The organism is Paracoccus sp. NFXS7, assembly GCF_040148865.1.
Lineage (GTDB): Bacteria > Pseudomonadota > Alphaproteobacteria > Rhodobacterales > Rhodobacteraceae > Paracoccus > Paracoccus marcusii.
In genome coordinates this window covers 16483-30884 of the sequence record NZ_JAKEKV010000018.1, presented here as the reverse complement: position 1 = coordinate 30884, position 14402 = coordinate 16483, and the positions used below count along the sequence as shown (strand labels likewise).

Here is a 14402-nt window from a genome sequence, read left to right as displayed (position 1 = left end):
CCGCCGAAGCCTACGCGGCGGTGCCCGTAGAGCAGCGGCCCGGAATCCGTCAGCTTGAGGACGATGACCAGCGCGAGGATCAGCGGCGCCAGCAGCAGCAGGCCCAAGACCGCCAACGTGACATCCAACCCCCGCTTGGCCATGCCACCCACAGGGGAGGCCCTTTTTTCGCGCGCCCGATGCAGTCCCGCAAGAGAGGTGTTGGCCGCGAGGGAGGGGCGACAGTCCGACACGAAATCTCGCTGTGCACGTATCGTTCGCATATTAACAACCAACCTCATGATAACTAAACGTTCTTGCCGAATGATGCCAAGAGATGCGGACGGCGTGCCGCCATCGTCCTGGGAAGGCACTCTACATCATCTCGTTAAAATTTTAGCAATCCGTAAGATATGGTTAACACATCATGCAAAATCACCGCTCCAGAGCGTCATCACTTAAACGGCCGACATGAAAAGGTTTTTTCTGCAAATGCCCCGTGGCTGTCTTTTTAGTTAGGTTGAATCAAGTGCCTACAGGAAACGCTGTGGTCACCAAACTTTTTGCAGCCAGTCTAAGCCGTAAGCAACATGGGAATGAAAAGGCAGGTTTCACCGCTCTATGCCCCGTAATTGGCCAGTTTTCCGGTTTGGTATGACAGGAATTTGAACACCTGCTCCCAAGCCGCTGCATCAGAGCGACACCTGAATTCTTCGCCTCCTCAAGCATCGCAAGATAATATCTGCTTAATTACTTATTTTGATACATCCTTATAAAGGCTGCCTACCTACATAATTAAACTTTAAGTTGTTTTTTTTAAAGTTTGTAAACTTTTGGTTGTTAATTGCGCAATTATCGCTCTCTGGAATGTCTTACAGCACAATCCCCTGTTGCACGGTATCTTGCTCTCCAAGCGGTTGGCATGAGGACCAACCCGCATAAGTAGGGGACCCCAAGCACCACCTCCCCCGATAAGCACTAGCGCTCGTGGTGCACTTTATGTGCAACAAGGCTGCTGCATACCAGCAAGGTCGAGTAGCCTTAGGCGTGCGAACCGTCGGCCAGGTGCGGGCACTGGCCCGTTCGGTGAGGTGAGCCTGCGTTGAAAGGTTGCTTGAGCATGTAGCGCATTAAGACAGGTGGCGAGGCATATGCCTCTGCAGTAAGAGCGTTCCCATCGTCGATGAAGCAGCCTTACGCTTGAACTGGTCCACGGACAGCTTAAGCCTGATGCATGGGAACTGCAGAACTATCATGATCCATAAAAATGCGCATTATCCTGCCTTGGATGGCGCACGCGGAATTGCCGCCATTTCAGTATTTCTTTACCATATCAGCGACTATTTCGGTGGCTTGCAGTTTCTTCAAGGATCTTTCCTGGCCGTCGATCTGTTTTTCCTGATGAGTGGATTTGTTATTGCGCTGTCCTATGAAAGATCGCTTATCAGTGGCACTCGATCTTTCAGGTCCTTCGTCTGGGCAAGGGCATTGCGACTGTATCCGCTATACCTGATGGCATGCGGAATAGGATTCACGTATTTCCTTGTAAAATATCTGACAGGTTCAGATGACGCCCCCAGCATGCTGCAACTGTCGGAGGCCATCCCTGCCACCATTCTTCTTGCCCCTTGGGCTCCTGCGGCAGAATGGGGGTTCACGCCCTATCCCTTCGCGCCCTCTGCCTGGAGCTTGAGCTTCGAATTCTGGTACAACATTCTTTATGCCCTTCTGGCGATCCGACTGGGAACAAAGGTTCTTCTGGGGGTTTCCGCTATTTCCCTCGCCATCCTGATTCACCAATCCCTCCAATGGGGTAGCATCGACATGGGATGGAGCATTGCCACAATGCTGGGCGGTTCGGCACGTTTCTGGTTTTCCTTCAGTGTCGGCATCCTGATCTTTCGGCATCAGGTAAAAAACATGAGCAGCAACAAGGCTTTTCTCTCTTTGTCCATGCTCTGCTTTGCGTTTGTTGCCATTCCAAGAGATGCGCTTTGGTTGGGGATACTCTGGATTGCTGCAGTTTTTCCAATGGCACTTTTCTTTGGTGGCGCCTATCAAATCAAGGGACTGTCATCCAAGCTATGCAACCATCTTGGACGTCTGTCTTATGCAATATATATTCTCCATGCCCCGATCGTTCTTTTTCAAACCGGGGTATTCAAGGTATTTATGGGAGACCGATGGGCTGATCATAAATCTCTCATCGGAATTTCGATAATCGCAAGTGTTCTGTTGCTGTCCTGGATATGCACTTATTACATTGATGAGCCTCTCAGGAAATATCTCAAGAAGCGGCCGGTCAAGCGCTCTGACAGTACGATTCCTCCTGTGCTGCCGGTTTGATGCTTAATAAGGGCATTTGGAAAACTCATCCTGCCTGATCGGAAAGCAGGACTGACGCGCTCGATATCAGACAGGCAGGTAAGCACACCTAGAGACCCACGCACCTGAACGAAGCGCCATGTCGGAGGTTGGTGTTGACCTGTCAACCCTTCCGAGGACTGCATGACCCGCTGGACCGATACCGCCCTGATCTTCGTCGCTGCCGTTGCGCTGTCATGGCTGGGCTGGATGCTGATCGACCGTCTTCTGCTGCGCCCGATCGCGCAGCGCAGTGATTTCTGGCGTCCGCTGCTGGCCCGGTCCCGCGGGCCGGTCCAGCTGGCGCTGATCATTGCCGCCCTGTCCATTGCCACCCGCATCGCGCCCCTGACGGTCGAGGAAACCGCCACCTTGCGCCACGTGCTGCTGTTATGCTTCATCGCCTGCATGACCCTTGTGGCGCGCACCGCGCTGCAGATCTGGGTCGCGCTGCATCTGCGCCGTTTCCGCATCGATGTCGAAGACAATCTGCTGGCGCGCAAGCATGTCACCCAGTCCCGCATCCTGCAGCAGGTGGGTAGCCTGCTGATCGTTGCCGTCGGCATCAGTGCGGCATTGATGTCGTTTGACAGCGTGCGGCAATACGGCGTCAGCCTGCTGGCCTCGGCGGGTGCAGCGGGGCTGGTCGTGGGCCTGGCCCTGCAGCCGGTGCTGCGCAACCTGTTCGCGGGCATACAGCTGGCCATCACCCAGCCCATCCGCATCGACGACGCGGTGATCGTCGAGGGCGAATGGGGCAATGTCGAGGAGATCGGCGGCACCTATGTGGTGATCCGCATCTGGGACAAGCGCCGCCTGATCGTGCCGCTGAGCTATTTCATGGACCAGCCCTTCCAGAACTGGACGCGCGCGGATGCGACGCTGATCGGGGTGGTGATGCTTTATGTCGATTACGCGGTCAGCATTCCCGACCTACGCCTTGAGGCGGAACGTATCGTTCGAGCGTCACCCCTGTGGGACCGCGACGTCTTTGCCCTGCAGGTCACCGATTTCCGTGAGACCGTAACCGAGGTGCGCATCCTGGCCAGTGCCCGCAACGCCGGACGTGCCTTCGATCTGCGTTGCGAGATCAGGGAGCACCTGCTGGCCTATCTGCAGACGGACCAGCCCCATGCCATGCCCCGCCACCGGGGCAGCATCCAGATGGACGACCGCCCCGATCGATCCGCAGGTCTGGCCGACAAGGGAATCATCGAGGTCAAGGGCTAGGTCCTGCGGCTGTCACCGTGGCATGCCTTCCGAAGGCCTGTCGCAGGGATCGTGACGTCCTTGTCGATCGGCTTTCGGCACAGAAAGGGCGGGCAAGCCCTACTTGGGCTGGATGGACAGCTGATTGCGCGCGGTTCGTGGCCCGGTGGCACGCGATCCGCGGGTGTTGCGGATCGTGGCCAGGATCACATAGCCCAGAATCACCATCTGCAGGAAAACCACAGCCAGCAACGCCATGCCCAGGCTTTCCCAAGCCGAATATCCCGCCGCCGAGCCCCCGATCAGGGCCACCGCGGTCGTCGTCAAGGCAGCCAGCAGGTAACAGATGACAAACATGCCGCATCTCTCATCAGATTGCCCCCGCTATAGCACGGGAGACATCAAGGTGAGCGACAAAGGTTAAGAAAACCTTACCGACCCGTCATGCGACGCTTGAGCGACATGTAGGATTTGGGGCCGGCCAGATAGTTCTCCATCTCTCCGGGCAGCAGGAACGACTTGAGCTTGCGCAGGTTCACGCGGTCGTAGACGACGCCCAGGCACCGCGATTCCAGCAGGGAATCCTCGGCCAGGGCGGTTTCGGCCATGGCGCGCGAGGTGCGGCCCCATTCGGCCACGATGACGAACTGCGCCAGCTCGTGCAGGATCGCCCGGCCCTGGGCCACGGGGTACAGCGGCGGGACGTCGACGATGACGCGGCTGAAATCGCCATCGCGCGCCTCGGCCGCGATCTGGCCCAGCATCTGGCCGGTCAGCAGGTCGTCCGAAGGGCCGCCCTGGTCCAGCCCGCAGGGCAGCACGACCAGGTTGGTGTTGGCGATGCCGACCAGCATGTCCTGCCAGTTGCCACCGCCGCTGACTGCGTCGGTCAGGCCCGGCTTGCGGTCCAGGCCCAGCATCCGGCTGAGCGTGCGGCCGCGACTGTCGGCGTCGATCAGCAGGACAGAATGCATGCCGATGCCCAGCTGGCCCGCCAGGTTGAAGGCGACCGAGGACCGTCCATCAAAGGGATGGAACGACGTGACGCCCGTGACGGGCAGCGCCCGGCCCGTCGCCTCGCCCGCAAGGCGGACATGGCGCAGCGTTTCGGCATAGACGGAATCGGGATAGTGCAGCACCGGGACCGGCACCTGGATGACCGGTGGCCGCAGCCTGGACAGGACGGGCAGTGTCTGCCCGCTGGCCGTGGCCGGTGGCGTCCGGGTGGCCGCGGGTGCCGCGCCCACCGCACGGGGACGACGGACCGCGGGCAGCACCGGCAGGTGGCCCAGGAAGCGCAGGCCCGAATATTCGGTCAGGTCGGTGGATGTCCGCAGCGAGCGTTCGCGCCATTCGCGCAGCGCGGCGATGGCCATGCCCAGGAACATCCCCAGCAGCGTCGCGGCCAGCGCCGTGCGCAGCACCGCCGGGCCCGAGGGCGTGGTCGGCACCTGGGCATAGGACAGGATCCGCACGTTCGACACCGGGAAGGACTGCTGCTGCTCGATTTCCTGCGATCGGGTCAGGGTCTGCTGATAGATCGCGGACAGGGTCGCGGCCTCTTCCTGCAGGGCCCGCAGCCGGACGAAGTTGGCGGCCTGGTCGCTGTTGCGGGCCGAGGCCTGCTGGACGCTTTCCTGCAAGGCCTCGACGCGGGCATTGGCGACGTCCAGCGTGCTCTGGGCCTCGGCGCGTTGAGCCTGCAGTTCGATGAACAGGCGTTCGGCGGTGCTGACCAGGGTCTGCTGCAGGCCGGGGACCTGCGGATGGTCCGGTCCCGACGAGGCCAGCAGGCGCTGCAGCCGGGCCTGGACATCGTTGTAGGAATCCAGCCGCGCCCGCAGTTCGTCCGACACCTCGCCGCCGATGGCCAGCGAGCTGTTGCTGTTGGTCAGCCCCTCGACCCCGCCGGCGACGGCGCGGTCATAGGTGTCCAGAACCGCCCGCGCCCGCGCGGCCTCGGTCAGGACCTCGGTCAGGCTGGAGTTCAGTTCGTTCAGCGCCTGTTCGGTCAGAAGCCCGCCCGAGGAGAACTCGACCAGGCTGTTCTCGGCGGCAAAGCGTTCGGCCGCGCCGGCGGCAGCCTGCGCCTGCGCCTGCAGCTCCTCCAGGCGGGTGCGCATCCAGGCATTGGTCTGGCCGACGGAATCGGCATTCGAGGACAGGATGTCCTGGACATAGAGATCGGCATAGGCATTGGCGACCTGCGCCGCGATCTCGGGGTCATGCGAGGAATAGCTGACCGCCACGGCAGAGCTCTGGCCGATCCGGTCCACCCGGATCTCGCCCCGCAGCCGCGCGGCGGCCAGGCGACGCGCAGGGTCGACCTGCGCCATCGTCGCGTCGGACGCCATCAGGTCGTCCGGATTAATGACATCGGCGGGGGTGGTCAGCGCGACCAGCTGGTCGCGGATCCAGGTCACCGGCCAGAACACCGTCGACAGGAAGCCCCCGATGGCCGAGGTGAAGGCCGACCGCGGCGGGTCCATGAACGACGGGTTCTCCTGCAGCCCGGTCAGGTTCAGCACGTCGTCGGCCAGCTTGTTCGATTCCAGGACGACGCGCGCGTTCTCGATCCGCTCGACCGGAAGGGCGGCGCTGGCGATGCCGCCCGCCTGCTGGACGGACCGGTTGACGTTGCTATCCAAAAGCAGGCTGGAATAGGTGGTGTAGGTTTCAGGCTTGGCGATGGAATAGGTCAGGCCCAGCATCCCCAGCAGCACGGCGGGCAGCAGGATGGTCGTGCGCTGCCGGCGCAATGCCACCATCAACCGCCGCAGATCGATGGTCTGGGCCGGCGCGGCCGGTGCCTCGATATAGGCCATGTTCCCGTCATAGGGCTTGAGTTCGCGTCCCATCAGCTTTCCTTGGGTCCCGAGCGGGGTTCGGTATCCGACCGATCCGGCGCCGTTCCATAAATTTCGATCTGCCGTGCGCCGCCAAGATGGGCGGCCGCCCCGACATGAAGCGCCGCACGCATCAGCTGGCGGTTGCGCCAAGCCGGACGTGCCGCCCCGACCACGGCCAGTCCGCCGCAAGCCAGGGCCTTGGCCACCGCCACCCCGGCCGCGCGGATGCGCCCGGCACGCGGGCGTCCCTGGGCGATCAGGCTGGCATGCGTCTGACCCATCCGATAGCGGCGCCGCAGCAACCAGGCAAGGCGCGCGCGGTCCGATGGCACGGTTTCGTGCACGACAGCCAAGGGCGCAAAGGCGATTTTACCGCCAGCGGCCAGAAAACCGGCAAAAAAGGCACTGTCCTCGCCGCCCGAACGGCCCCGGACCGGGTCGAACGACAGCCGTCGCGCCGCCGGGTCGGCCAGGTCGACAAGCACGTTGCAGGTATAGCCGCTGGTGATCGAGCCATCCGGGCCATAGACCGGCAGCGTGTCATGCGCCCGCGCGCGGTCCATCCAGACCGGCGCGTCGGGACGGTAATGGGCGCGCACCGGCCCCAGGACGGCGCCTGCATCCGCATCGCGCCACGCCGCCACAAGATGCATCAGCCAGTCTGGTTCGACCGTCTCGTCATCGTCCAGATAGACCAGCAGCCGCGCGCCCGTGGCGCGGGCGTGATCCAGCAGCGCGTTCCGCGCGATCGAGATGTTGGCCTGTGGCGCGTGCAGATAGCTGACCTCGAGGGGATGGTCGGCGGCGATCCCTTCGACCAGGTCGCGGGCCGAGGGCTGCGCGTCGTTGTCGGCGATGGCCACGGCCACCGGCAGGCCGCAGGGCGTCAGCGCGGCAAGCGATGCCAGCGTGGCTGCCAGTTCCGGGCGCCGGAAGGTGCAGATGCCGATCAGCACCCTGTCGTGAAACAACGGCGCGCTCATGCAGGGGTCCGTTCCGCAGCGGGCTTGCGGGACAGCCATTCCCGCCAGAACCCGGCAGACCAGGCCATGTGCATGGTCCCCGCCACCAATCCCGCAACCAGCCCGCGGGGCCGCCCGGTCTGCAGGGCGATCATGACGCCGCCGGCCAGACAGGCCAGCAGCCACAGCAGCAACGGCAGGGCAAAGACCGCCCCGAACGGCGCCAGCACGACCAATGCCGCCGCCGGGGCTAGCATGGCCACGACGGCCTGACGGGCCGCGGGGCGGGTCCCGTTCTTTTGCAGGTTGCGGGCCCGCCCGCGCCCGAAATTGAAATATTGCCGGATCAGGGGGCCAAGGCGCGCCCGTGGGAAATAGGTCAGCCGGGTCCGCCCGGTCAGCCAGATACGATGGCCCGCGGCTGTCAGCCGGTGGTCCAGTTCGGCATCCTCGTTGTGGCTAAAGCGCGCATCATAGCCGCCCACCGCCCGAAAGGCGTCGATCCGCATCAGAGCGTGATGCCCGTGATCCACCCAGGCTCCACCGCCCGCCAGCCGGTGTGCCGACCCGCCATTGCCCAAGCGCGAATTCTGCGCCTCGGCGATGACCTGCTGCAGAAACCCCTGGCCCTCGGCATGCATGGTGACGACGACGCTGTCGGCACCAGTCCGCTGCGCCTCAGCCAGCAGAACGTCCCCATAATCGGCGGGATAATCACTGTGCGCATCCAGCCGCAGCAGCCATTCGGCCCCGTTCCCGAACCGGTCCACGGCCAGATTCACCCCCGCCGATTGCAGCCGGCCGGGATTGTCGATCAACCGGATCAGGGGATCGGCGGCGGCTCGGCGGCGGACGATGTCGCAGGTCGCATCATGCGATCCGCCATCGGCGACCACGACCAGCCCGTTCACCCGCGCCGCAAAGGCCGCGGCAAAGGTCAGGACGCCATCGATGTGGCGCGCCTCGTTCAGGGCCGGAATGACGATCAGCATATGGGGTTCTGACATCGTGACCTCAGGCAGCGGCGGCGGATGCGACCGAGGCCGCGTCCCCTGCCCCGCAGATGGCGGCCGTCAGGTGACGGCATTCGGCCTCGTCCATCTCCAGCGTGGCGCGGGGAAGAGCCGCGACCGCGGCACGGCGCGCGGCCAGACCCGTGGGATCGATGGCGGACAGGGCTGCAGCGACGGCCGCGGCATCGGGCGCCGCGACGGTGACGCCGCATCCCCAAGCCGCGACACGGCGTGCAACCTCGGTCCCATCCAGAACCACGGGAACGGCGCCGTTCAGGCATCCTTCGTACAGGCGGTTGGGAAGCAACCAATCAGAGTTCTGCCCCGCCTGATACCGGTCGATCAGCCAAGCCACGTCCAACTGCGCATAGATCTTGGGCAGATCATCGGGCCAGTCATAGGCGCCCATGAAGGACAGGTCGGGATTGGCATCCACGACCGCGTGGAAATCCTCCATGACGTCCAGGGCCGGACGCCCGCGCAGGATGACCCGGAACCGTCCGGGCTGCGCACGGGTGACCTGATCCAGCACCTGGAGGGACCAGCGACAGCGCAGCATCCCGAACCAGCCGACGATCAGCGGGCCCCCCTGCTCCGCCCCGCCGGGTGCGGGAACGGCCTGCGGCGACGACGGAACGGGCCGGGCAAAGGGCTTGTTCTCGACCAGCAGGACCGGGACGTCCGACTGCTTGAAATGGCGCAGATAGCGCGTCTGGAACGCGGGCGAGGACAGGACGACCAAGCTGGTGCGCGCCATCAGCCCGGCCTCGACCCGGCGCAGGATACGGGCGGGCATGCCCTGCCCCAGCATCATACCGTGAATGTCCAGCAGCTCATAGACCAGCCGCGCGCCCCTGGCGCGTGCCAGCCGCGCGCCCAAGGCCAGCATTTCCAGATTGCGGGCCAGGATGACCTCAGGACCGCCGTCCTGAGGCGGGACAAGGCGCGCGATGCGGGGCCATGCCTCGGCGATCGCGCGGACGCGCTGGATCATGCGGCCGTTCGACGTCAGTCCCAGCACCGTCGCAGGTTCGGGCAACGCCCCCTGCCCCCGCCGGAACCCCGCGACCCGAACCTGTGCCCCGCCCTGGCGCAGCATCCTGACCCGTCGCCAGATCGAGGGGTCGTCAAGGTCATGGGCAAGATAGGTCACGTGCAAAAAAGGGTCTCCGGCAGGATAATCGTTACAAAGGGTCTTGGGACAGGACATGCGGACAGCACTTGGGCCGCCCAGGAAATGTCGGCACTGGATAGACAATTCCGCCGCACGGGAAAACAGCCTAATAGGACAACTTTTGCGATCTGCCGACAAGGAAGCGTGAACTGTTGAATCCGCAAAGGGGTCAGGCTCAGTGTTACTCACCAAACGGTTGCATCAAGGCTTGCTTCACTAGGTCCATTCAATTTCAGGTTGCTTATTCAGCTCGTTAATCAATTTCTCACAATTGCCTTCAATAGGTGCTCACGCCCTACGCAAGACGTATGCCGCCATGACAATCAGAACCCAACGTGGTGCAAAGCACCTCCTCCGCTGAGCCGACAACAGAGTATCTCTTCCTTACCGGTAACGCTTCCCGTCGCGGTTGCAACGCGGGTTGCTGGTCAGGAGCGTCTTGGCGCTGCCTCGGGAAGCTTTGCCAAGACATGCGACGTTGACCCCCATCAATCTTGAACACCTAAGTTTGCCGTGAAAGCAAGTAGTCGGATAGTCGTGTATATACTGTTGGTGACTGCGATTTGTCGCTTATCAGAACAGCCATAATGCCACATTCAATAGCATTGAAAGGCTGCATAAAACTTCCATTTACACTTAATAATTGATTTCGTTGCGAACCGCACCCTGCGCTATAAAAAATTTTCGCAAAATCCTTTGACATTTGAAGCTTACTCTGAGTAACAGATTTATGAAAAGCCTCTGATTTGCATTCCACTTCGGGATTACAGCTATGCATCAGGGATTGGACAATAAAAACGGTGATGCGTATGCTTTATAAAAGTTCTACAAAAACGAATAAAATTATTATTTCTTTATTATTCGCTTGGCTAACATTGTGGTTAGCAAACGCAATTCAAGACATCACAATATGGCTTACAGGAACCAGCGCCAAAATATGGGTTCTCGATCTTGATTTTGAAGAAAGCTTCTATACTTGGTTTTCCACAGTTATGTTAAGCGCAGCGGCCTTCATATGCTTCTTTCTTTCTTTGAAAGATCATGGGCAAACAAAAAACGTCAAAACGCAATGGAGAATACTTGGCTCGCTTTTTTTCTTACTTTCTGCAGATGAAATGCTCTCGTTTCATGAGAGAGTCTCAGGCATGCTCAGCACCTCCTTCTCAACCTCTGGAATGTTTGAATTTGCTTGGGTAATTCCAGCGCTTATTATCATTCCAATATTTTTCTTCCTATTCTTTCCGTTTATACGCCACCTCCACACCCACGTATCTTATACCATTATAATCGCGGGATCCATTTTTGTCTTCGGTGCCGTTGGCATGGAAATGATTGCTGGGATTTTCATATCAGAAAATAGCTCCCAGGATGATGTCTTCACATCTCCAATATATCGTTTTCTTGTTAATATAGAAGAAGGATTGGAGGTTCTTGGAGTCATTATCTTTATCAAAGCGCTTTTGATGCAAGCAGAAATTTATTTTCCCGAAATACAAAAAGGGAAGGAGCCATAGTCCCTTAATATCGCTTCTTAACTTTATAGATATAAAAGTAAATTAAGAACTTAGTGGTGCAGCGTCGCTATCTCTGTTATTAAAGCTCACCAAATGGAAAATGTTATGCCCTTAGTGTTAGTTCGAACCCCTACTTACCGTCGCCCTTCTCAGCTAAAGCGAGCTCTAGCTTGCTTGCAGGCACAAACACATCAAGAGTGGATATGTGAGGTTCGTGACGATTGCCCCGACAACTCCGCACGTCATGTTGTTGAGGAAATGTGTGATCCTCGTATCCGATACATTGGCAACTCACCACAGCAGTTTTTGGTTGCCAATCTGGACGCATGCTTCCGGCGTGATAACCCATACTCAGCCGATTATTTTTTTATGCTTGAAGACGATAATCAGGTTAGACCGGAATTCATGGAACGAGGAATAGGCATCCTTGAGAAGAATGGCGCATCTATATGTCAGATCAACCAAGTTATCGAAAATGCTTCAGAACAGCATTTAAGTAAATTTGGGCTACTTGATGGGACGTTCGACGAGCGGATATATCAGCCTGAAGAGTTTCATTTGGCACTTTTTGGCGGCATAGGAATTTCTAACGGCGGAGTATTCTGGTCCAAAAACATCAAGAGAGAACTATCTTTCAGAACAGATACGATACCTGCTCTTGATGAATACATCAGAACTTGTCTAGTGGCAGAACCAATTTACATATGCCTTGAAAAACTGGCAGTTTGGTCCCAGAATGAAAATAAGACCACAAGAAACTTGGGATTTGAACGAGGCTGGTTGCGTCGTGAAATTGACTTGAAAGCGTCAATTAGATTCATTCGAAGAAAAGTATGGAAAGAAACACCAAGGAATCTCAAGGAAAACTTTATCAAAGGTGATATTTTGCGAATACCTACAGAAATAAGAATGCTTGCACTTTATAAGGCAGGTGTGAAACCGTATGATACATCGGCAAGCCTCAAAGGCAGAGCCAAGCAGATGGTCATAAGGAGTTTGGGTCGGGTTCACCCGTCTGTTACAAGCTTCTAGATTCGTGTAATTTATAATTTACTTTAACTACAGATAAATTTTAATCTTCTAAACTTCTGAAATCACATGCGGACTATAATCATGCCTCCTTCTGCCATCCTGAAGACTTTAAATTCCAATTCTTCTCAGGATAGCTTAGGCTATGCACGAACGGTTGCTGTGATCATTCCTTTTTATCAGAAAAAAAGCAGCATTCTGAAACGAGCAATGATTAGCGTTCTAGCTCAGCGGCTACCCGTAAATACTAACTTACATGTGTTTATCATTGACGATAGCTCTCCTGTGTCTGCTGAGCATGATTTAGCAAATCTTCCTCTACAAGATAATATCTCTTGGTCTGTTCATCACCAACCCAATGCTGGACCAGGTGCAGCACGCAACAGGGGACTGGATTTAGCAGATACAGCCGCTGTCGATTTTGTGGCTTTCTTAGATTCGGATGACGAGTGGCTGCCACAGCATCTGCATGATGCGATAGATGCACTAGATCAGGGATACGGCTTTTACTTTTGTGATCATACACGCAATGAGCATGCCAGTGGCCATGCCGTCATTGATGCGCTTAAGGAAAAGGGCACCCGACTGAGGCAGAAGGCCAAAGTTTTGAGCGAGCAAGGGCCAGTTTTCGGGTTTTCTCCTAAAGCTCTATCTGCAGAAATGATTACTGAATACCTCTGTCAAACGTCTTGCGTAGTTATGCGGGCGGAAGTGACCAAAGGACGTCGTTTCGATGGTGATCTTCGAGTTGCAGGCGAGGACCATCTATATTGGATCACCTTGGCAATTCATGATGTACCAATGGTCGCATCCTGGCGCAGTAACGTGATTTGCGGGGAAGGACTCAACATTTACTTTTCTGCATTCGACTGGAGCAATCCAGCATCAATCGATCGTCTTGGACACCTGCTTCTGATGTCAGAGAAGCTCAAAGCCATGCCTGAAGCGGTTGGAGCCGCAAAGGAGGCTATAGAAGCTAATTGCATAAGAAAGCGTCGCGGTTATGGATTCTTGTTTACTCGCGCCTTGTTAAAAGGATGGCGACCGAACCTTATTACATTGAAAAAAATTCAGCGCTACGATCCACTTATTTCTTTAAGAATCCCGCTCTCATTCTTCAGCGTTTTACTTAACAGAAAAAAATCCCGGGACTGGTAATAGATAGCTAATTTTAATGGTATAAAATTTATAATTATTGATAATCCGCTATTTTTAGAGGCTCCAATATTAATTTTATTTCCTTCTGGAAATCAAAAACCCAAGTGAAACTCATTGCCGTGAGTGCTTTGTGCAGAAAGCACCCTCATGAATTCCTCAATATAAAATTGCGTGCGCCTATCATTCTACTTTTCATGATAAGATTATTCAGCCACTCGCGTGGGTTCTTGCCCATGCCGCGCTTAACACGATAAGATACATTTTCCGTAATCGAGTGACGCCATATCCACACTGGCACGCCCAATATTCTGCGTCCCCCCGGCGGTATTGATGGTCCCATGATCGGCGCGCCATCCATCATGCTCATATAGGCCCAAGTCTCGCCAACTGATTGGAAATACAACGCAACATAGTCGAAGCTCATCCGGCTTGCCGGGATCAGATGGCGAACCCGACTGGACGGAATCCAGTAATGAGCGCCACCCAAGGCAGCGATTGCAACCAGAACCGTAGTCTCCTCGCCAAGGCGCTTCTGATTTGGGCTGACACCAAGTTTCGGATCGTAAAGGCATTGACGCTGCTCGGCGGCACGCACAGCGAAATTTGCCCCGTACGGAAACAGGCTCAACTCGGCTTCCATGCGACGTTCTTCCGGACCGTGATCGCGTTTGGCCAACAGGTCGACCAACAGATCCGCGTTGTCGATCATCCAGTCCGGCGGTGTCGCCTCGTACACCGGTTCGACCACCCCGCCGAAAATCGTTCCGTCAGGATAGCGGTGAAACGCACGGGCATAAGCCTCCAGCCAGCCTGGATCCAATTCCACGTCGTCATCCGTCCAGCAGATATAGTCGCCTTTCGCCGCAGCCACGCCAGCGTTGCGTGCATTCGACAGCCCTGCCTCGGGTTGCCATACGCGACGCAAGGGCAAACGGTCGGAAAATGCCTCGATCACTGCAGGCGTATCGTCGGTACTGCCGTTATCAACGACAATCATTTCCCAGGTCGCATTGTCGGGCTGGCGAAGGGCAACGAAGCTGTCCAGCACATGATGCAGTTGCCGGGCACGATTTCGGGTGCACATGATGACGGTTATCAGCATCTTTGAATATTCCCTTCACGCATCGCGCCCAAAGTGCGCGTCACCGGAC

Annotated in this window: 12 protein-coding genes; 5 read left to right on the top strand and 7 right to left on the bottom strand. The window is 57.6% G+C overall.

Going from position 1 to position 14402, the window contains the following annotated elements; all coding sequences use genetic code 11:
- On the bottom strand, positions 1-143 hold a 143-nt coding region (locus LZ686_RS18885), incomplete at its 3' end, for a sugar transferase (protein WP_502922030.1).
- Between the two features lie 1090 nt (positions 144-1233).
- On the opposite strand from LZ686_RS18885, the gene LZ686_RS18135 reads away from it, so the two are divergent.
- Positions 1234-2325 (top strand): acyltransferase family protein, encoded by a 1092-nt coding sequence (locus LZ686_RS18135; protein ID WP_349548669.1) that lies wholly within the window; start codon positions 1234-1236, stop codon positions 2323-2325.
- Between the two features lie 162 nt (positions 2326-2487).
- Positions 2488-3573 carry a mechanosensitive ion channel family protein gene (locus tag LZ686_RS18130; protein WP_252930596.1) on the top strand — a complete coding sequence of 362 codons (1086 nt, stop codon included), beginning with the start codon at positions 2488-2490 and terminating at the stop codon, positions 3571-3573.
- A 99-nt stretch (positions 3574-3672) separates the two neighbouring features.
- On the opposite strand, the gene LZ686_RS18125 is transcribed toward LZ686_RS18130, so the two are convergent.
- The 5 genes from LZ686_RS18125 to LZ686_RS18105 all read right to left on the bottom strand — a co-directional run bounded on the left by LZ686_RS18125 (position 3673) and on the right by LZ686_RS18105 (position 9529).
- Entirely contained in the window at positions 3673-3909 is a 237-nt protein-coding gene (locus LZ686_RS18125; protein WP_349548668.1) for a hypothetical protein, read from the bottom strand.
- Between the two features lie 74 nt (positions 3910-3983).
- Positions 3984-6410, bottom strand: coding sequence for a GNVR domain-containing protein (locus LZ686_RS18120; RefSeq protein WP_045983804.1), 2427 nt, complete (start codon positions 6408-6410; stop codon positions 3984-3986).
- Entirely contained in the window at positions 6410-7384 is a 975-nt protein-coding gene (locus LZ686_RS18115) for a glycosyltransferase family 2 protein (protein WP_295170039.1), read from the bottom strand. The genes LZ686_RS18120 and LZ686_RS18115 overlap by 1 nt, the downstream gene beginning before the upstream one ends.
- Complete coding sequence (locus LZ686_RS18110) at positions 7381-8370, bottom strand: glycosyltransferase family 2 protein (RefSeq protein ID WP_349548667.1); 990 nt, start codon at positions 8368-8370, stop codon at positions 7381-7383. Before LZ686_RS18110 ends, LZ686_RS18115 begins: the two co-directional genes overlap by 4 nt.
- A gap of 7 nt (positions 8371-8377) precedes the next feature.
- Positions 8378-9529: a glycosyltransferase family protein gene (locus LZ686_RS18105; RefSeq protein WP_349548666.1), complete on the bottom strand. Its 1152-nt coding sequence runs from the start codon at positions 9527-9529 to the stop codon at positions 8378-8380.
- A gap of 824 nt (positions 9530-10353) precedes the next feature.
- On the opposite strand from LZ686_RS18105, the gene LZ686_RS18100 reads away from it, so the two are divergent.
- The 3 genes from LZ686_RS18100 to LZ686_RS18090 all read left to right on the top strand — a co-directional run bounded on the left by LZ686_RS18100 (position 10354) and on the right by LZ686_RS18090 (position 13251).
- Positions 10354-11064 carry a DUF8692 domain-containing protein gene (locus LZ686_RS18100; RefSeq protein ID WP_349548665.1) on the top strand — a complete coding sequence of 237 codons (711 nt, stop codon included), beginning with the start codon at positions 10354-10356 and terminating at the stop codon, positions 11062-11064.
- Positions 11065-11157: 93 nt separating this feature from the next.
- Positions 11158-12096, top strand: a complete 939-nt coding sequence (locus LZ686_RS18095) for a glycosyltransferase family 2 protein (RefSeq protein ID WP_349548664.1) — start codon at positions 11158-11160, stop codon at positions 12094-12096.
- Positions 12097-12177: 81 nt separating this feature from the next.
- Positions 12178-13251, top strand: a complete 1074-nt coding sequence (locus tag LZ686_RS18090) for a glycosyltransferase family A protein (protein WP_349548663.1) — start codon at positions 12178-12180, stop codon at positions 13249-13251.
- A gap of 145 nt (positions 13252-13396) precedes the next feature.
- On the opposite strand, the gene LZ686_RS18085 is transcribed toward LZ686_RS18090, so the two are convergent.
- A complete protein-coding gene (locus LZ686_RS18085; protein ID WP_349548662.1) occupies positions 13397-14353 on the bottom strand; it encodes a glycosyltransferase in 957 nt (318 codons plus the stop codon).
- Positions 14354-14402: the final 49 nt, after the last annotated feature.